Raw genomic sequence first — 16,137 nt, forward strand, 5'->3', positions numbered from 1 at the left:
GTACATCTTGCCTACTACTGCAGCAAACCCCGGCGGATTAAACTTCTGACATCAACTTAAGGCCGTGAGGTCTGAAACGGGAGTTCAAGATGAAAAAAATCCTCGGTATTCACAACAGCCCGGAAGCACACTGGGTCGGTAACGGTTTCCTGGTGAATTCGCTGTTCTCTTATAACGATTTGGGGGCGGAAATGAGCCCGTTCCTGCTGCTGGATCACGCGGCGCCGACCAAATTCCGTTCCGCCTCCGGCACCCGTGGCGTGGGTCAGCACCCGCATCGCGGCTTTGAAACGGTGACCATCGTCTATCAGGGCGAAGTGGAACACCGTGACTCGACCGGCAGCGGTGGGGTGATTGGCCCCGGCGACGTCCAGTGGATGACCGCCGCCTCCGGCATCCTGCACGAAGAGTTCCATTCGCGGGACTTCTCGCGCAACGGCGGCACCATGGAAATGGTGCAGCTGTGGGTCAACCTGCCGGCCAAGGACAAAATGGCCGAGCCGGGTTACCAGACGCTGCTGAACGCCGATATTCCGGTGGTTCCGCTGGCGGACGGTGCAGGGCAGGTGCGGGTGATCGCCGGTGACTTTGGCGGCCATGCCGGCCCGGCGCGCACTTTCAGCCCGCTCAACGTGTGGGATATGAAGCTGAATGCCGGCCACACCACCACGCTGACGGTGAAAGAAGGCCATACGCTGGCGCTGGTGATGCTGCACGGCGCGATCCTGGTTAACGGCGAAGATGTGGTGCGTGAAACCCAGATGGTGCGTTTCGACCGGGCGGGGGATTCGATCACTATCGAAGCCAACAACGACGTCGCGCTGTTGGTGCTGAGCGGCGAACCGATCGATGAGCCTATCGTCGGCTACGGCCCGTTCGTCATGAACAGCGAAGCGGAAATCCAGCAGGCGTTCCGCGATTTCAACAGCGGCAAGTTCGGCAGCATGAACGCCGAAGCGAGCGCCGGTTGAACCCCTTGGCATCTGGGGCGGGAAGTGTTCTCGGTTCCAGACGCCACACTTAAACCTCAACGCCCCGCCACACCGGCGGGGCATTTCATCCGCAACATCAAACCCCACAGGAGTAAAACCATGACTGCAAATTACAAACGCCTCGACAAAGATCAGGCCGCCGTATTGCTGGTGGATCATCAGGCAGGGCTGCTTTCGCTGGTGCGCGACATCGATCCCGATCGGTTTAAAAACAACGTGCTGGCGCTGGGTGATTTAGCGAAGTATTTCAACCTGCCGACCATTCTGACCACCAGTTTTGAAAACGGCCCCAACGGCCCGCTGGTGCCGGAACTGAAAGCCCAATTCCCCGATGCTCCCTTCATTCCGCGCCCTGGCCAGATCAACGCCTGGGACAACGACGACTTCGTCAAAGCGGTAAAAGCCACCGGCCGCAAGCAGCTGATCATTGCCGGCGTGGTGACCGAAGTGTGCGTGGCATTCCCGGCGCTGTCTGCACTCAATGAAGGGTTCGAAGTGTTTGTGGTGACCGACGCCTCCGGCACCTTCAATGAACTGACCCGTCAGTCGGCCTGGAGCCGCATGGAAGCCGCCGGCGCGCAATTGATGACCTGGTTCGGCGTCGCCTGCGAGCTGCACCGCGACTGGCGCAACGATATCGAAGGCCTGGGCACGCTGTTCTCCAACCATATCCCGGACTACCGCAATCTGATGACCAGCTACAACACGCTGACCAACGGTAAGTAACGCGACGGCCCTTTACTCAACCTTTCGCCTTTCATCACGTTAGACGCGGGATGTAAGCAAAGCGCAGCGGGGCGAAAAGGTAGCGAAAAGCGGCTTTCTCATTGGCCGGGGGCGGGGTAGCGTAATCCCGAACCCGGCAAATGAGGCTAATTCAATGAAACAAGCAATCAAGATCCTGGCGCTGCCCTGCATGGGCATGGCGCTATTGTTCAGCGCGAGCGCGATGTCGGCGCCTGAGAAGCCTGCGGCCAACGCGTTGCCGCCTTTGATGGATGCGCCGATGCGCATACCGCCTTTCCCGGGCGGGCACCCGCCCAAACCGGGGTTCTGCCACGGCGGCGAGCTGTTCTGTGCCACCTCGGCCAGCGACAATCCGGTGGAAACCATCAACAAACTGACGGCGGTGATCCCGGCGGGCAGCGCCAAACATTACGAAGTGCGCGTCGCGGTGGTGGCCGTGCCTGACGCACCGCCTGCGCTTTAACGGGCCCTGTCATCCCGCTCTGGCCTGGGCGCGCCAGGCGCGTTAGGCTAAGGAGAGCGTTTTTCGGGAGGCGGGATGACCCCTTTATCACAGCTGCCTTATCTCCAGCCCGGCGATCGCGTGCTGTTGTTCGATGGCGAATGCAATCTGTGTCACGGGCTGGTGAGAGACCTTATTCGCGCCGATCGGCAGCGGCGCATTCTGTTGGCGACGGTGCAATCCGTCGAAGGACAGGCAATCCTGCTGGCGTTGGGGTTGCCGACCGATCGTTTCGATTCCGTGGTGTATGTTGAGCAGGGGCGCTATTGGCTGCGTTCGGCGGCGTTGTTTCAGGCGCTGCGCCAATTGGCTTGGCCATACCGCGCGCTGGCGCTGGGGCGTTATCTGCCGCCGAAGCTGGCGGACAAGGTGTACGACGCGGTCGCCGGCAATCGCTACCGTCTGTTTGGCCGCAACGACGGCAGCGGCCTGCCGGGTGCCGATCAGCCCGGGCGCTATCTGTCTCGGCGGCGGGAGCCGCCGGCCTGAGCTTTACGCTTCTTTACCATCCAACCGCTTGAAATATCAGCACTCCAGCTCCATATAATGGAACATTCAACCAACAAGGAGCGCGTATGGGAATCAGTGAAGAAGAGCGCATTCGCCGTTTGACCCAGGAGAAAAACGACATGGGCAATACGGCGAAATGGGTGGCGATCGTTTCCGCCGTGTACTTTGCCTTGATGGTGTTTTACGGCCACCCGACCGGCGTGTTGGCGATGTCGGGCGCGGTGTTCATCGTGTCGACCACCACCTGGCTGAAAAAGCGTAAGAAGGTCAAATCTTATCGCATGGCATTGGCCAGAATCAGCGACGATCAGCCCTGATAGTCGCCGCGCTTTAGTGTATACACCAGGCTCGGCGCCGCGCCGGGCACGTCATCCAGCGTATCCACCCGCCGCATGCCGATCTTTTCCAGCACTCTCCACGACGCCTGATTCTCCGCGCGCACAATGGCGGAAATTTCCTCCATCGCCAATCCGACAAAACCATATTGCAGCGAAGCCCGCGCCATCTCGGTGGCCAACCCCATGCCCCAGACGCGAGTATCGAATCGATAGCCGAGGTTCACGGTGCGCTGCGCGCCGAGCGGTTTCCAGGACAATCCACCAAAGCCGATGATCCAATCCGGCCGTGCGCGCAGGGCGATCGCCCAGGAACCGTAACCGTGTTGTTGCCACCCGGAAATTCTCTCTTGCAGCGCCGAGATAGCCTGCGCTTCGCTGGTGAGCGGGCCGGCGGGATTGAAACGCTGGGTTTGCGGATCGCCGAAGATGGCGTAGAAGCGTTCGAGATCCGCCATCACCGGCGGGCGCATCTGCAGGCGTTCGCTGAAAAAAGGGTCTGAAGGAGTAAGGCTCATCATCGTTTCTCCCGGCTGGATAAATGAACAGTGTTCACTGTAGACCAGATTGGTGAAACGGGGAATCCCCCTCTGCGGGTGAGAGGGGGCGAAGGGAATTACAGGAAGGAGTCGTCGTCGTCGCTGTAATCGTCGTCGGCGTAATCCGTGTCGTCCTGATAGCTGGCGTTCTGGAAGCCGTTGTCCTGGTTCAGGAAGCTGCCACCATCGCCGTTGTTGAAGGTATCAAGGTTGTTGGAGGCGTCGAAATTGCGCATTGCGCTGTCGTCCAGCGGCGCCGGGGTTTCCTCGATAATATTTACGATTTCCTGTGGTTGCGAATGGCGGAACATGCCGGTCAGCATGTCGGCCAACACCACGCCGCCGGCGACGCCCGCCGCCGTTTGCAAGGCGCCTCCCAGGAAGCCGCCGGCGCGTGAGGGCGCCGCCTGCTGCGGTTGGGCATAGGCAGGCTGCTGCTGCGCGTAGCCCCCCTGCTGCGTGTTGTTCCAGGCCGCCGTATTTTGCTGCTGCGCCTGATACTGTTCACGCGGGCTTGGCGTGCGGCTGCCGCCGCCGAACAGACCGGCCAGGAAGCCGCCGCTGCTCTGCTGGCCGTTGGCGGTTTGCTGCAGCTGCGCCACCTGGGCCTCCAGCTCTTTGACCCGCTGATCCATCTGCTTGAGCGCCGCTTCCTGAATGATCATCGCCTGCGCCATGTAATAAGGGGCGGAAGGCTGCTCGCGAATATGCTGGTTGATTTGCTGCTCTGCCTGGAGATCCCGTGGGCCCGTCTTGGTCTCGGCTTCTTTCAGGCGGCCAAACAGACCATCGATAAGGCGTTGTTCTTCGGATTGCATAGGAGTACCTCAGGAGATAAATAACGGTGCTGGATGATCATTATCATCCGTAACAATCACCCTAGCGCGTTTACATGAACCAATAAATAAATGGCGGGTAAACTTGCCTATGAATTTGTTACCAATTGCGGCAGCGGGATCAGCATCACCAGCTTCAGACCGGCGTGCTCTGCCGGGTGGAAGGTCAGTTGGCGATAGCGCAGTGTGCCTTGCCGAGAATGCTCGAACGCGCGTTCGCCGCCTTCGCGCGCCATGACGTCATGTTGCTTCCACCAGTGATTAAAGTCTGCGCTGTTGTGCGTCATGTTGCGCACGAAGGCGCGCATCTCTTCGGTATTTTGATGATGGCTGGTCTCGGCGCGAAACTCGGCCACCACGCGGCGAGCGCGTTCCTCCCAATCGCTGACCAGCGTTTTCGCTAATGGGTGGAAGAACATGAAGTGCAGCAGGTTGGGGCTGTTGGCCACATCCAGCCAGCCGCTGAACAGCGACGCCGCCTGCGGGTTCCAGGCGACGACATTCCAGGTCACGTCCAGCAGGTAGCAGGGCACCGTCATCTGGTGCACGCTTTGCAGCACCGCGTCGTTGGCGGTTTCGCGGTGTGTTTCCTGCTCGGGGTCGGCGACGCGCGCCAGGGTAAACAGGTAATGGCGTTCGGCCGGGCCGAGCCGCAGCGCCTTGGCGATGCGTGCCAGCGTATAGGGGGAAATGGATACCTCGCGGCCCTGTTCGATCCAGGTATACCAGGTGGCGCTGATGCCGCTGATTTGCGCCAGCTCTTCGCGCCGCAGGCCGCTGGTGCGACGGCGCGAGGAGCTGGGCAGGCCGAGCATTTCCGGCGTGATGCGTTCGCGGTGCGCCCGCAGGAACGCGCCGAGGGCCTTTGGCCCGGATAAGGCTTCTGATGACATAGCGTGGTACCTATTTATACCAGGATAACTGCTCATATTGTACCCGTATAGTAGCCTGATTATAGTAGCCGAAAGCCTTCAGGCACAGGCGCAAGCCGGATAATAACGGGAGCAAACATGAGCATCAGCAACAGCCATAAAAACGCGGTAGACCGGCAGTTCGGCGAGCAGGCCAACGCCTATTTAACCAGCGCGGTACACGCGCAGGGCAAGGATTTGCAACGCCTTGCACAGTTACTGGAACCGCACGCCGGCGCGCGCCTGCTCGATCTGGGCTGCGGCGCCGGGCATGCCAGCTTCACGGCGGCTGCCAGGGTGGCGCAGGTGGTGGCCTACGATCTGTCGGCGCAAATGTTGGCGGTGGTGAAGCAGGCGGCGGCGGAAAAAGGCCTGAATAACATTCAGCAGCAGCAGGGCGTGGCGGAGTCTTTACCGTTTGAAGACGCCAGCTTCGATCTGGTCATCAGCCGCTATTCGGCGCACCACTGGCACGACGTCGGCCAGGCGCTGCGCGAGGTCAGGCGGGTACTCAAACCGGGCGGCAGAGCGATCTTTATGGACGTGGTCTCGCCGGGGCATCCGCTGCTGGATATCTACCTGCAAACCGTGGAAGTGCTGCGCGACACCTCGCACGTGCGCAACTATGCGCCGGGCGAGTGGCTGACGTTGCTGACCGAGGCCGGGCTGATGGTACGCGAAGTGACGGCGGATCGCTTGATGCTGGAGTTCGGCAGCTGGGTGGCGCGTATGCGCACGCCGGCGCATTTCGTCACCGCGATCCGCGCGCTGCAGCAAAGCGTGTCGCAGGAGGTGGCGGCGCATTTCGCCATTCAGCCGGACGGCTCCTTTACCAGCGATATCATGATGTTTGAAGTGACGAAGGGCTGAAAGCAACGGGGCAGCCGATGAAGGCTGCCCCGTGAAACGCGATCGACTGCGATACGCTTATTTCTTGTCTTCCAGCAGGCAGCGGTAGATCAGGCCGCCGATAATGCCGCCGACCAGCGGCACCAGCCAGAAGACCCACAGCTGCTGCAGCGCCCAGGTGCCCTGGAAGATCGCTACGCCGGTGCTGCGCGCCGGGTTGACGGAGGTGTTGGTCACCGGGATGCTGATCAGGTGGATCAGCGTCAGCGTCAGGCCGATCGCCAGTGGGGCAAAGCCTGCCGGCGCGCGCTTGTCGGTCACGCCGTGAATAACGATCAGGAAGAAGGCGGTCAGTACCAGCTCAATCACGATCGCGGCTTGCAGAGAATAACCGCCCGGTGAGTGTTCGCCGTAACCGTTGGAGGCGAAGCCGCCTGCGGTGGCGTCGAAACCGGCTTTGCCGCTGGCGATCAAATACAGCACCGCCGCTGCGGCGATACCGCCGATGACCTGAGCGATAACGTAAGGAATAACGTCTTTCGCCGCGAAACGGCCGCCGGCGAATAAGCCGACGGTGACGGCCGGGTTAAAATGCCCGCCGGAAATATGGCCGACGGCATAGGCCATCGTCACCACGGTCAGACCGAAAGCGAGCGCGACGCCGAGGAAACCAATACCCAGCTGTGGGAATGCCGCTGCCAATACTGCGCTACCACAACCACCAAACACCAACCAAAATGTGCCAAAAAATTCAGCAAAAAGTCGCTTTGACATAGATTCCATCCTGCGGAATAGACTAACGGGCGTTAGCACTAAAAACTATAGAACAGCTTTTTGAGTTCATGCAGATATTCTATAGAATTTTCTTAATGCACCTTGAATAACGGCGGTATTAAATCCCCGGTATTTTATTTTGTCTATGAGAAAAACACCGTTTTTCCCCGTACCGACGCGCGTTTGCCGATTTTTTTATCTTTGCTATGAGAATTTACCCTAAGCAAAATGGCGGGCTATTTTCGGGCGGTTTTTTCCAGCGGTTTTATCCATTCAATACGCTCAGGTTAATTGCTAATTTCTATTTGCCAGCCAACCTTATTGCTTGTTTTACATTTGACGAAGCGCCTGTTGTCATCTAAGTGTCATGCTAAATTAATATCTTCTTCTGCCTGATAACGCTTCATTCAACCTCGGGTAAAAAACATGAGAATAAAATCGCTCTCCCTGCTGTTGGCTTCGCTGTTTCCGGTATTCACCTACGCTGCAGATATTGAGGTGGCGCGTTATGTGGTCGGCTTCCCCGGCGGGGAACGCGTCGCCTATCAGGGGGCGTTTGCCAGGCATTTCCCGCAGGGGTTGCCGGTGGGGATCGGCTCAGGGCTGTCGTTCAATCGCAAGCAGGGCGACGATCTGGTGCTGACGACGCTGACCGATCGCGGCCCGAATGCTGATGCCCCTGCGGTGGGCAAGCAAGAAGCCAAGATTTTCGCCAATCCGCAATTCACGCCTCTGTTGATGGACATTCGTATCGGCGGCGGCAAGGCCGTGGCCGAGAATGCGCGGCCCTTGCATGACGAAAAAGGGCCGATTAGCGGGCTGCCGCTGCCGAGCGAGCTGATTGGTTCCACGAACGAAGTGGCGTTGAACGACGCGCTGCAACCGCTGTCCGGCGATCGCCGCGGGTTGGATACCGAAGGTATCATCGGTGACGGCAACGGCGGCTATTGGCTGTGTGACGAGTATGGCCCGTTTCTGATCCATGTCGACGACAAAGGCAAGATTCTCGCCAAATATGGCCCAACGCCGCAGACCGGCGAGCAGGCGGTGGCGAGCGGTTTGCCGAACATCCTGAAGTGGCGCCAGCCTAACCGCGGTTTTGAGGGGCTGACCCGGATGCCGGATGGGCGCATTCTGGCGGCGGTGCAGAGCACGCTGGATGTCGATGGTAAAAGCAAAAACAAGGCGCAGTTTACCCGGCTGGTGAGCTTCGATCCGCGCAGTGGCAAAACTGCGATGTATGGCTATCCCATCGATATCGACCGCTATAAAAAAGCCAAAGACGCCAAGGTTGGCGATGTGGTGGCGTTGGACAACCAGCGCATCCTGTTGATTGAACAGGGAACCGATAAAGATAAGGCGATGATCAACAAGATCTATCTGGTGGATCTCGCGCAGGCCAGCGATCTGAGTACTTTTGACGGCCAGGGTAAAGCGCTGGAGTTCGACGACGCGCAAGATCTGGCTAAACGCGGCGTGAAGCTGGCGCAGAAACGGGAAGTGGCGGATCTGCGCCAGTTGGGCTGGCGCCAGGAGAAAGCGGAAGGGCTGGCGCTGATCGACGATCGCACACTGGCGGTGATCAATGACAACGACTTCGGCTTGCAGGCGAAGCTGGTGGATGCGTCGCCAAAGAGCAAAAAAATCGGTGACTACCAGCTGGAGAAAGGAGGGCGGTTGAGCCTCGACGGCGACAAGACCGATGCCCGTATCGAATTGCGCCCTCTGGAGCAGCCGGAGTCGCTGAGCGAGCTCTGGGTGCTCACCTTGCCGCAACCCTTGAAGTGATCGAGAGGGGGCGACAGCGCCCCCGTCAGACCGTTGACAAAGGAGGAAAAAACGTGGTTTTTCCTCCTTTGTGGCCATCAGTCGAAAATCAATAAATTGATTTTCCTTGTTTTTTATCCGCTGCTCTCTGCAAACCCGGCAATGGCATGAGGTTTGTCATCAATCTCACAGCGGGGGCGGTGACGCCCCCGTTTGCTTCAGGTCTCCGCGTGCCGCTGCGGCGCTCTGCCGCGCGAGATGCTCTCCCACACCGCCACCACCACCATGATCAGCGTCGTCAGGCCATTGACCATCAGCAGATCGGTTAAATAGGCGGCGGGGGCCAATACCGCCAGCGCCAGCAGCCCAACCAGGTGCGACAGCGGGAAGCGGCGGTACACCAACCGTTTATACAGCGCGTTGGCGAACAGGTAAATCGCCGGGCCGAGCAGCAGCACCGCCGCCGTGGCGTGTTGGATGCGGCCGTCGGGATGGGCGATCACCAGCTCGTTGGCCACGGCGCAGACGATGATGGCACCCACCAGCGCGACGTGCACGTAGTGGAAATAAGCGCCCAGCTGGCCGGGGTTTTCCGCCTGGCTGATGGCGTGGCTGCCGGCTTTGCTGCTGGTGTCGAAGTAAACCCACCACATCGCCAGGCTGCCGAGAAAGGCCACCAGCGAAGCGATGAGCACCGGCAGGCTCCAGCTTTCCATCTCGCTCAGGGTGGCGCCGGTGATCAGAATGGTTTCCCCCAGCGCCACGATCACGAACAGCTGGCAGCGCTCCGCCAGATGGTGGCCTTCGATGGTCCATTCGCTGCTGCTGTCCGAGCGCCCCAGCACCGGCAGACGGAAGCCGAACATCGGCGAGACGTATTCGCACAAGACGGCGATCGCCCACAGTGCCAGGCGAGTATGGCCTTCCGCCAGCCCGCCGGCGATCCAGAAGACGGCGGAGATGCACAGCCAGCCGAGGATGCGGCGAAAGTTTTGTTTCAACGGGTGGCCAGGCGCCAGCAGGCGCAATACCGTGGCGGAGCGGCCGACCTGAATAGCGACATAAAACAGCGCGAAGATCAGGCCGCGCTCGCCAAACGCCTGCGGCAGCGCGGCGGCGGCGAACAGCCCCAGCAGCATGATCGCGAACAGCAGCAGGCGGATCTGGCGGGTATCCGGATTGAACCAGTTGGTGACCCAGGCGGTGTATTGCCAGGCCAGCCAGACGGCAAACCACAGCAGCAGGGTTTCCAGCGCGCCGGTCAGCGTCAGGTGATGCAACAGATAGTGGGAAAGTTGGGTCACGGCGAAAACGTAGATCAGATCGAACAGCAGCTCGGAAAATGAGACCGACGCGCCCTGACCGTCACGCATGCGCAGCAGGTTTTGCGACATAAGCGTTCTTCCTTAAAAGGGTAAGCCACAAAATCAGCGTAGCTCAGCGCGCTCCGGCGGGTAAAAAATCTTAAATAGACGCGGTGCGCATGCTTTATCTCGCACCGTCTTTAATTGTTCATCAAATAGGGGTAAGGTGAGGTCTATAAAGTTATTCCTGCCTGAAAATACACACCCGCTCTCACTTCCTCCTTATTCTCCTCACAATGATTGATGTTCTTTACGTTGCATGACGTCCGTTTTCATTGGCTAGCGGATAATTAACATCACTGACCACGAGCTAATAAACAAGAACACCTGGAGTCAATCATGAAACTCATCCCAAGCATCGCAGCCGTATTGATCGCCGCCGCTTCTTTCTCCACTTTCGCCGCGCCGCTGTCGTCGGTGAAACAGGTCAACAGCGAGCAGGCCGCCAATCTGCAAAGCATCGGCGTCGTGTCGGTTTCCGGCATTAGCGGCTCACCGCATGATGCCATTACCGCCCTTAAAGAAAAAGCCGCGGCGGACGGCGCCAGCCATTATCGCATTATCGGTCTGGACACCCCCGGGGATTCCAGCAACTGGCGCGGCAATGCGGAAATTTATCGCTAAGCATTGGTTTTTTTACGCTCTGGCCGCGGCAATGCGGCCAATAAAATAAACGGTCGCAATAATTATCTGAATAGTCGGTGTATAAACGACTTATTCTCAGGTCATTATTACGGCCGTTTTTCTTTGCGCGCCGATGATGAGGTTGCATTTTATTACAACTGTGTCTGCCGCTTTCGGAATCATGTTAATGATTACTTAAGAAATTCGGCTCACATTGAGGGCTTAACCCAAGGAGGCCTCAATGTTAAATGCGACCCGGCTGCAACTGATGAATCACTTCGCTTACCTGCAGCAATTTATGGCTTCACCGCGCACCGTCGGTACGCTGGCACCTTCTTCCCCGTGGCTGTGTCAGGCGATGCTGAACCAGATTGAATGGACCCGGGCGCTGTCGATCGCGGAACTGGGCGCGGCCGACGGGGTGTTGACCAAACGCATTCTGGGGCGGATGCGCGCCGATGCGGCGCTGGAGGCTTTCGAAATCCAACCCCATTTCGTGCATCGGCTGCGCGGGATAGACGATCGGCGGCTGCAGGTGATGGGCCACTCTGCGACCCGGATGGCCACGGATTACGACGTGGTGTTTTCCTGCCTGCCGCTGCTGTCGATCCCGGTCAGGATCAGCGTGCGCATTCTTCAGCAGGCCCGGCAGCGGCTGCTGGCGCGCAACGGCACGCTGGTGTTGTTTCAATACAGCCACCTGTCGGAAAAATTGCTATCGCGCTATTTTCACTGGAAGCGCCTGCGGGTAGTGCGCAACTTCCCGCCGGCGCTGGTGTATGTCTGTACGCCGCGTTAGCTACAGTTTTTTCTCCATCACCACCACCTCTTCGTCATGTTGCCGCCGGCGTTCCACAGGATGCCAACCCCAGCCGGCGTACAGCGCTTCCGACTTGTCGGTGATGAGATGCAGAACCGAGTGATGGCGTTGCCGCGCCGCCTCGACGATGGCCATTTCAAGACGGTGGGCGATGCCCTTGCGGCGGTGATCGGGATGCACGAAGACGCCGGCCAGCCACGGAGTGAGATCCTGGCGCTGGTGATCGTCGCTGGGCCACAGGCTGGCCATGCCGACCGGACGATCGCCGTCGATCATCATCAGCGTCAGGTGATCGTCGCTTGACCGGCTGCATTGGGCGAAACGCAGCTGGGTGCGCGCCAGCGAACCGCCGCGCTGTGAACCCCATTGCCCGAAAGCCCAGGCGGCGCACACATCGGCAAACTGCGGGCACTCCGACAGCGGAATGATGCGTTGAGTCATGGCGGTCTCCAGGTTTTTTTGCTGTTTTCCCCTCCTATTTAACCGATTTTTCCGCCATTTTTTTAACTTTTTAAAGCCGCTATTTTAGCGGTTTCACGGTGTTTCACCGCATGCCCGGCACCGTTTCCCGGATTTCTTTTGGCAATCGCGGCATGGGATTGCAAGTGCTAATGAGAGTGATTATCATGCGCACACTATTTCCCCCGTTTCGGCTCAATCATGCGCAATTCCCTCATTTTACTGCTGCTTTCCCTGTGGTTCGGCATGTTCTCCGCCCAGGCGAAGACGGTAACCGACATCACCGGCCGCCAGGTCGCGGTGCCGGACAACCCGCAGCGCATCGTAGTGGGGGAGAGCCGCATGCTGTATACGCTGGCGCTGCTGGAGCCGGGCAACCCGGCGCAGCGCATCGTCGGCTGGCCGGCGGATCTGGCGCGCTTTGATGCGCAAAGCTGGCAGCTGTATACGCAGAAGTTTCCACAGATAGCCCAGATCCCCGTCATCAGCGGCAATAACTTTCGCCAGGTCAACATCGAAAGCCTGCTGCAGCTGAAGCCGGATCTGGTGATTTTGGCGCGCTACGCGCGTGAAGACGGCGACAACGATCTGCTGGTTTCCGCACTAAGCAAGGCCGGCGTGGCGGTGATCTACGTCGATCTGCGCATCGATCTGCTGAACAACACCGTGCCGAGCGTGCGGCTGCTGGGCGAAGTGCTCAATCGCCAGCAACGCGCCGAGCAGTTCATCGCGTTTTATCAGCAGCATATGACGGTGATCCGGCAACGGCTGGCGGGCTATCAGGGGCCGAAGCCCAAGGTGATGCTGCACCTGCATCTGGGGCGGCGCGACACCTGTTGCACCACCGCCGCGCACGGCAACCTCGGCGATCTGCTGACCTTCGCCGGCGGCGACAACATCGCCAACGCCAGCGTCAAAGGGGTGTATGGCGAGCTGAACCCGGAAACCATTCTGAGCACCAATCCCGACGTGTACCTCGCCACCGGCATGGCCGGGCCGCAGGGCAAACGGCTGTCCGATCTGCGCCTCGGGCCGCAGGTCAGCCTACAGGAGGCCGCCGACAGCTTCCGCCAACTGATCGCCAAACAGCCGATGCTGGCCAGCCTGCAGGCGGTGAAAAACCACCGCGCCTGGAGCGTCTGGCACAACTTTTACCTCAGCCCGTACCACGTGGTGCTGGTCGAGATGTTCGCCAAAGCGTTTTACCCGGATCTGTTCGCCGACATCAACCCGCAGCAGACCTTCCAACAGCTGTATCAGCAGTTTTTGCCGTTACCTTTTTCAGGGACCTATTGGAGTCAGTTAGATAATGAATAACAACAAGCGCGGCTGGTGGTGCGCATTGCCTTTGGCAGCCTGCGCGACATCGCCGGCGTGGGCGGCGGAAAAAGCCGCGCCGCAGGAAGAGAGCCTGGTGGTGGTCGGCCGCAAAGACGCCGACGGCGTGCAGAGCTATCAGCCGTTGACCAGCGTTACCGGCACCCGCAGCGAAACCAACCTGCTGAACGTGCCGCAGGCGATCGACGTGGTGCCGCAACAGGTGATTACCGATCAGGCGGTCAGCAGCCTGGACGAAGCGCTGTACAACGTCAGCGGCATAACCCAGGCCAACACGCTGGGGGGCACCCAGGACGCGGTAATGAAACGCGGCTTCGGCGACAACCGCGACGGCTCCATTCTGCGCGACGGCGTGCGCTCGGTGCAGGCGCGCAACTTTACGCCGACCACCGAGCGGGTGGAGGTGCTCAAGGGGCCGGCCTCGATGCTGTACGGCATGGGCGAGCCGGGCGGGATGATCAACATGATCACCAAAAAACCCCAGCTGCAGCAGCATACCCACGTGGAAGGCTGGGGCAGCAGTTTCAACGGCGGCGGTGGCCAGCTCGACGTTACCGGGCCGCTCGGCACGTCGGGGTTTGCCTATCGGATGATCGTCGATCACGATGAAACCGATTACTGGCGCAACTTTGGCCGTAATCGCCAGACGGTGATCGCGCCCTCGCTGATGTGGTACGGCGAGAACACCACCGTGCGGTTGGCCTATGAACATATGGAATATCTGGTGCCGTTCGATCGCGGCACCATTATCGATTCGCGCACCGGCAAACCGGTGAATACGCCGCGCGATCGCCGTTTCGACGAGGCTTATAACGCCACCCGCGGCGATCAGGACAGCGTCACTCTGCAGATCGATCAAACGCTCAATGAGCGCTGGAAAAGCTCGCTGACCTACGCCTACAGCCGCAACAGCTACAGCGACAACCAGGCGCGCGCCACGGCGCTGGACCCGGAGAGCGGCGCATTGAGCCGCCAGGCCGACTCGACCGCCCATGCCGTCAGCCACGCCAACGCGGTGCAGCTGACGCTCAATGGTGACGTGGACTGGGGCAGCATCAATCACCAGATGCTGTTCGGCTTTGATTTTGAAGATAACCGTACCTACCGCGGCGACATGATCCGCGGTAAAAAGAACAGCGATTTCAATATTTATCATCCGGTATACGGCCTGATGCCACCGTCGACCGCGGTCAGCGCCAAAGACAGCGACCAGCGGGAAAATCTCACCAGCTACGGCTGGTTTATGCAGGATTCCATCCAACTGACCGATAAATGGCTGGTGATGGGCGGGCTGCGCTACGACGCTTTCGACGTCTATGCCGGCAAGGGGCGGCCGTTCCAGACCAATACCGACAGCTCGGACGGCAAGCTGGTGCCGCGCGCCGGGGTGGTCTACAAGCTGACGCCTTACGTATCGCTGTACAGCAGCTATACCGAGTCGTTCAAGCCGAACTCTTCCATCGCCACCCAGATTGATTCGCTGCCGCCGGAGCAGGGCAAGTCGTGGGAAGTCGGCGGCAAGCTGGCGCTGCCGAACGGTGTTACCGGCACGTTGGCGCTGTTCGACATCACCAAGCGCAACGTCATGGTCAGTGAGCTGGTGGAGGGCGAAACCGTGACGCGCACCGCCGGGCGCGTTCGTTCGCAGGGCGTGGAGCTGGACGTGGCCGGTAATCTCACCGACTCGCTGAGCCTGATCGGTTCCTATGCGTATACCGACGCACGGGTGGTGGACGATCCGGACAACAAGGGCAAAGAGATGACCAACGTGGCGCGCCACACCGCCTCGCTGTTCCTGACCCAGAACCTGGGCAGCCCGGGTCTCTACAGCGGCGATGAGGTGCGTATTGGCGCCGGTGCGCGCTACGTAGGGCGCCGTCCGGGTGACGCTGCCAACAGTTTCTACCTGGATAACTACACCGTTGCCGATGCGTTCGCCGCTTACACCATGCCGATCAACGGCTATCGGGTGAAATGGCAACTGAACGTGAAGAACCTGTTCGATAAAACCTACTACCCGTCCAGCGGCGGCAATTTGCGCGTGGCGGTGGGGGAACCGCGTGAGGTGGTGCTGCGCGGCAGTGTCGATTTCTAAGCCACGGGCGGTGAAATTTGCTTAAATAACCGCCCCAACGTTAAGGAGAACCCATGAGCCTGCAGATTCGTTTGGCGCAGCAGCGGGATATCGCGCATCTGATGGCGGTTGAACGCTCGGCGGCGCAGTTGTTTCGCCAACAGCCGGAATGGCGCTTTATTGCCGAAGGCGAGGTGATGGCCCCGCAGCAGCATGCCGCGTTTATCGCCGAGCGCCGTGAATGGCTGGCGGAAAGCGACAACGGCGAGTGCGCCGGTTTCATCGCCGTGCTGGCTCAGGGGGAAGACTGGCACATCGCCGAATTGTCGGTCGCCGGCACCTGGCAGCGGCAGGGCGTCGGCCGCCGCCTGATCGGCGCGGTGGCGGAAGAAGCCAAACGGCAGGGGGTCGGCCGCCTGACGCTCACCACCTTCATTGAGGTGCCGTGGAATGCGCCTTACTACCGGCGGCTGGGATTCCGGCCGCTTGAGGGCGCGCAGCTCACGGCCGCCTTGCGGCGGCATCTGGATGAGGATCTGGCGCACGGCTTTGCCGTCGGCAGTCGCTGTGCCATGGAATTTACACTATCGTAAATATTGAAATACAGAGCGGGCAGGGTATGATGCTGCCACCACGCCATCGTACCCGCTCGGCATTTTGGTATGCAATGCACTCAAGTCACCGCATAAGGGACAA

The 16,137-nt window shown here is 59.7% G+C and carries 18 protein-coding genes; 12 read left to right on the plus strand and 6 right to left on the minus strand.

Features of this window, described 5'->3' with window-relative positions; genetic code table 11:
- Window positions 1-89: 89 nt before the first annotated feature.
- The 5 genes from ACJ8QF_RS00145 (at window position 90) to ACJ8QF_RS00165 (ending at window position 3,068) form a co-directional block, all read left to right on the plus strand.
- Complete coding sequence (locus ACJ8QF_RS00145; protein ID WP_015376795.1) at window positions 90-971, plus strand: pirin family protein; 882 nt, start codon at window positions 90-92, stop codon at window positions 969-971.
- Window positions 972-1,091: 120 nt separating this feature from the next.
- Window positions 1,092-1,718: an isochorismate family cysteine hydrolase YcaC gene (ycaC, locus tag ACJ8QF_RS00150; protein WP_004928476.1), complete on the plus strand. Its 627-nt coding sequence runs from the start codon at window positions 1,092-1,094 to the stop codon at window positions 1,716-1,718.
- Between the two features lie 154 nt (window positions 1,719-1,872).
- Window positions 1,873-2,202, plus strand: a complete 330-nt coding sequence (locus tag ACJ8QF_RS00155) for a hypothetical protein (protein ID WP_442537164.1) — start codon at window positions 1,873-1,875, stop codon at window positions 2,200-2,202.
- A 75-nt stretch (window positions 2,203-2,277) separates the two neighbouring features.
- On the plus strand, window positions 2,278-2,730 hold the full coding sequence (locus tag ACJ8QF_RS00160) for a thiol-disulfide oxidoreductase DCC family protein (protein ID WP_197753077.1): 453 nt from the start codon (window positions 2,278-2,280) through the stop codon (window positions 2,728-2,730).
- Window positions 2,731-2,816: 86 nt separating this feature from the next.
- The gene (locus ACJ8QF_RS00165) at window positions 2,817-3,068 is read left to right on the plus strand and encodes a hypothetical protein (protein ID WP_004928468.1); all 252 of its coding nucleotides are present in this window, start codon (window positions 2,817-2,819) and stop codon (window positions 3,066-3,068) included.
- Here the strand turns inward: ACJ8QF_RS00165 and ACJ8QF_RS00170 are convergent.
- The 3 genes from ACJ8QF_RS00170 to ACJ8QF_RS00180 form a co-directional block, all read right to left on the minus strand.
- Entirely contained in the window at window positions 3,059-3,607 is a 549-nt protein-coding gene (locus tag ACJ8QF_RS00170; RefSeq protein ID WP_442518639.1) for a GNAT family N-acetyltransferase, read from the minus strand. The two genes, ACJ8QF_RS00165 and ACJ8QF_RS00170, sit on opposite strands and share 10 nt — an antisense overlap.
- A gap of 95 nt (window positions 3,608-3,702) precedes the next feature.
- Window positions 3,703-4,443 carry a DUF2076 domain-containing protein gene (locus ACJ8QF_RS00175; protein ID WP_442537165.1) on the minus strand — a complete coding sequence of 247 codons (741 nt, stop codon included), beginning with the start codon at window positions 4,441-4,443 and terminating at the stop codon, window positions 3,703-3,705.
- Window positions 4,444-4,550: 107 nt separating this feature from the next.
- Window positions 4,551-5,354 carry a helix-turn-helix transcriptional regulator gene (locus ACJ8QF_RS00180; protein ID WP_442537166.1) on the minus strand — a complete coding sequence of 268 codons (804 nt, stop codon included), beginning with the start codon at window positions 5,352-5,354 and terminating at the stop codon, window positions 4,551-4,553.
- Between the two features lie 117 nt (window positions 5,355-5,471).
- Between ACJ8QF_RS00180 and ACJ8QF_RS00185 the strand changes: the two genes are divergently transcribed.
- The gene (locus ACJ8QF_RS00185; protein WP_265260940.1) at window positions 5,472-6,242 is read left to right on the plus strand and encodes a class I SAM-dependent methyltransferase; all 771 of its coding nucleotides are present in this window, start codon (window positions 5,472-5,474) and stop codon (window positions 6,240-6,242) included.
- A 57-nt stretch (window positions 6,243-6,299) separates the two neighbouring features.
- Here the strand turns inward: ACJ8QF_RS00185 and aqpZ are convergent, their stop codons facing one another.
- A complete protein-coding gene (aqpZ, locus tag ACJ8QF_RS00190; protein WP_004940529.1) occupies window positions 6,300-6,995 on the minus strand; it encodes an aquaporin Z in 696 nt (231 codons plus the stop codon).
- A gap of 426 nt (window positions 6,996-7,421) precedes the next feature.
- Here aqpZ and ACJ8QF_RS00195 point away from each other — a divergent pair, with 426 nt between their 5' ends.
- A complete protein-coding gene (locus ACJ8QF_RS00195; protein WP_442537167.1) occupies window positions 7,422-8,783 on the plus strand; it encodes an esterase-like activity of phytase family protein in 1,362 nt (453 codons plus the stop codon).
- Between the two features lie 197 nt (window positions 8,784-8,980).
- Here the strand turns inward: ACJ8QF_RS00195 and ACJ8QF_RS00200 are convergent, their stop codons facing one another.
- Window positions 8,981-10,156 (minus strand): low temperature requirement protein A, encoded by a 1,176-nt coding sequence (locus ACJ8QF_RS00200; protein ID WP_442537168.1) that lies wholly within the window; start codon window positions 10,154-10,156, stop codon window positions 8,981-8,983.
- A 309-nt stretch (window positions 10,157-10,465) separates the two neighbouring features.
- Here ACJ8QF_RS00200 and ACJ8QF_RS00205 point away from each other — a divergent pair, with 309 nt between their 5' ends.
- Together ACJ8QF_RS00205 and ACJ8QF_RS00210 are read left to right on the plus strand one after the other, a co-directional pair.
- A complete protein-coding gene (locus ACJ8QF_RS00205; protein ID WP_004940519.1) occupies window positions 10,466-10,750 on the plus strand; it encodes a YdgH/BhsA/McbA-like domain containing protein in 285 nt (94 codons plus the stop codon).
- A 241-nt stretch (window positions 10,751-10,991) separates the two neighbouring features.
- Window positions 10,992-11,549, plus strand: a complete 558-nt coding sequence (locus tag ACJ8QF_RS00210) for a class I SAM-dependent methyltransferase (protein WP_004940516.1) — start codon at window positions 10,992-10,994, stop codon at window positions 11,547-11,549.
- Here the strand turns inward: ACJ8QF_RS00210 and ACJ8QF_RS00215 are convergent, their stop codons facing one another.
- Complete coding sequence (locus tag ACJ8QF_RS00215) at window positions 11,550-12,011, minus strand: GNAT family N-acetyltransferase (RefSeq protein ID WP_286093877.1); 462 nt, start codon at window positions 12,009-12,011, stop codon at window positions 11,550-11,552.
- Between the two features lie 219 nt (window positions 12,012-12,230).
- Here ACJ8QF_RS00215 and ACJ8QF_RS00220 point away from each other — a divergent pair, with 219 nt between their 5' ends.
- Genes ACJ8QF_RS00220 through ACJ8QF_RS00230 form a run of 3 tightly spaced genes read left to right on the plus strand, consistent with a single transcriptional unit; the run spans window position 12,231 to window position 16,034 of the window.
- Window positions 12,231-13,346, plus strand: a complete 1,116-nt coding sequence (locus tag ACJ8QF_RS00220) for an ABC transporter substrate-binding protein (protein ID WP_265260937.1) — start codon at window positions 12,231-12,233, stop codon at window positions 13,344-13,346.
- Window positions 13,339-15,462 (plus strand): TonB-dependent siderophore receptor, encoded by a 2,124-nt coding sequence (locus ACJ8QF_RS00225; RefSeq protein ID WP_280630889.1) that lies wholly within the window; start codon window positions 13,339-13,341, stop codon window positions 15,460-15,462. Before ACJ8QF_RS00220 ends, ACJ8QF_RS00225 begins: the two co-directional genes overlap by 8 nt.
- A 53-nt stretch (window positions 15,463-15,515) precedes the next feature.
- Window positions 15,516-16,034, plus strand: coding sequence for a GNAT family N-acetyltransferase (locus ACJ8QF_RS00230; RefSeq protein WP_286093878.1), 519 nt, complete (start codon window positions 15,516-15,518; stop codon window positions 16,032-16,034).
- Window positions 16,035-16,137: the final 103 nt, after the last annotated feature.

The organism is Serratia sp. CY81684, assembly GCF_052166595.1.
Lineage (GTDB): Bacteria > Pseudomonadota > Gammaproteobacteria > Enterobacterales > Enterobacteriaceae > Serratia > Serratia nematodiphila.

Excerpts from the sequence above, each read along its gene's own strand:
- ACJ8QF_RS00145 (WP_015376795.1), top strand. The coding sequence starts at position 90 with ATGAAAAAAATCCTCGGTATTCACAACAGCCCGGAAGCACACTGGGTC.
- ycaC (WP_004928476.1), top strand. The coding sequence starts at position 1,092 with ATGACTGCAAATTACAAACGCCTCGACAAAGATCAGGCCGCCGTATTG.
- ACJ8QF_RS00155 (WP_442537164.1), top strand. The coding sequence starts at position 1,873 with ATGAAACAAGCAATCAAGATCCTGGCGCTGCCCTGCATGGGCATGGCG.
- ACJ8QF_RS00160 (WP_197753077.1), top strand. The coding sequence starts at position 2,278 with ATGACCCCTTTATCACAGCTGCCTTATCTCCAGCCCGGCGATCGCGTG.
- ACJ8QF_RS00165 (WP_004928468.1), top strand. The coding sequence starts at position 2,817 with ATGGGAATCAGTGAAGAAGAGCGCATTCGCCGTTTGACCCAGGAGAAA.
- ACJ8QF_RS00170 (WP_442518639.1), bottom strand. The coding sequence starts at position 3,607 with ATGATGAGCCTTACTCCTTCAGACCCTTTTTTCAGCGAACGCCTGCAG.
- ACJ8QF_RS00175 (WP_442537165.1), bottom strand. The coding sequence starts at position 4,443 with ATGCAATCCGAAGAACAACGCCTTATCGATGGTCTGTTTGGCCGCCTG.
- ACJ8QF_RS00180 (WP_442537166.1), bottom strand. The coding sequence starts at position 5,354 with ATGTCATCAGAAGCCTTATCCGGGCCAAAGGCCCTCGGCGCGTTCCTG.
- ACJ8QF_RS00185 (WP_265260940.1), top strand. The coding sequence starts at position 5,472 with ATGAGCATCAGCAACAGCCATAAAAACGCGGTAGACCGGCAGTTCGGC.
- aqpZ (WP_004940529.1), bottom strand. The coding sequence starts at position 6,995 with ATGTCAAAGCGACTTTTTGCTGAATTTTTTGGCACATTTTGGTTGGTG.
- ACJ8QF_RS00195 (WP_442537167.1), top strand. The coding sequence starts at position 7,422 with ATGAGAATAAAATCGCTCTCCCTGCTGTTGGCTTCGCTGTTTCCGGTA.
- ACJ8QF_RS00200 (WP_442537168.1), bottom strand. The coding sequence starts at position 10,156 with ATGTCGCAAAACCTGCTGCGCATGCGTGACGGTCAGGGCGCGTCGGTC.
- ACJ8QF_RS00205 (WP_004940519.1), top strand. The coding sequence starts at position 10,466 with ATGAAACTCATCCCAAGCATCGCAGCCGTATTGATCGCCGCCGCTTCT.
- ACJ8QF_RS00210 (WP_004940516.1), top strand. The coding sequence starts at position 10,992 with ATGTTAAATGCGACCCGGCTGCAACTGATGAATCACTTCGCTTACCTG.
- ACJ8QF_RS00215 (WP_286093877.1), bottom strand. The coding sequence starts at position 12,011 with ATGACTCAACGCATCATTCCGCTGTCGGAGTGCCCGCAGTTTGCCGAT.
- ACJ8QF_RS00220 (WP_265260937.1), top strand. The coding sequence starts at position 12,231 with ATGCGCAATTCCCTCATTTTACTGCTGCTTTCCCTGTGGTTCGGCATG.
- ACJ8QF_RS00225 (WP_280630889.1), top strand. The coding sequence starts at position 13,339 with ATGAATAACAACAAGCGCGGCTGGTGGTGCGCATTGCCTTTGGCAGCC.
- ACJ8QF_RS00230 (WP_286093878.1), top strand. The coding sequence starts at position 15,516 with ATGAGCCTGCAGATTCGTTTGGCGCAGCAGCGGGATATCGCGCATCTG.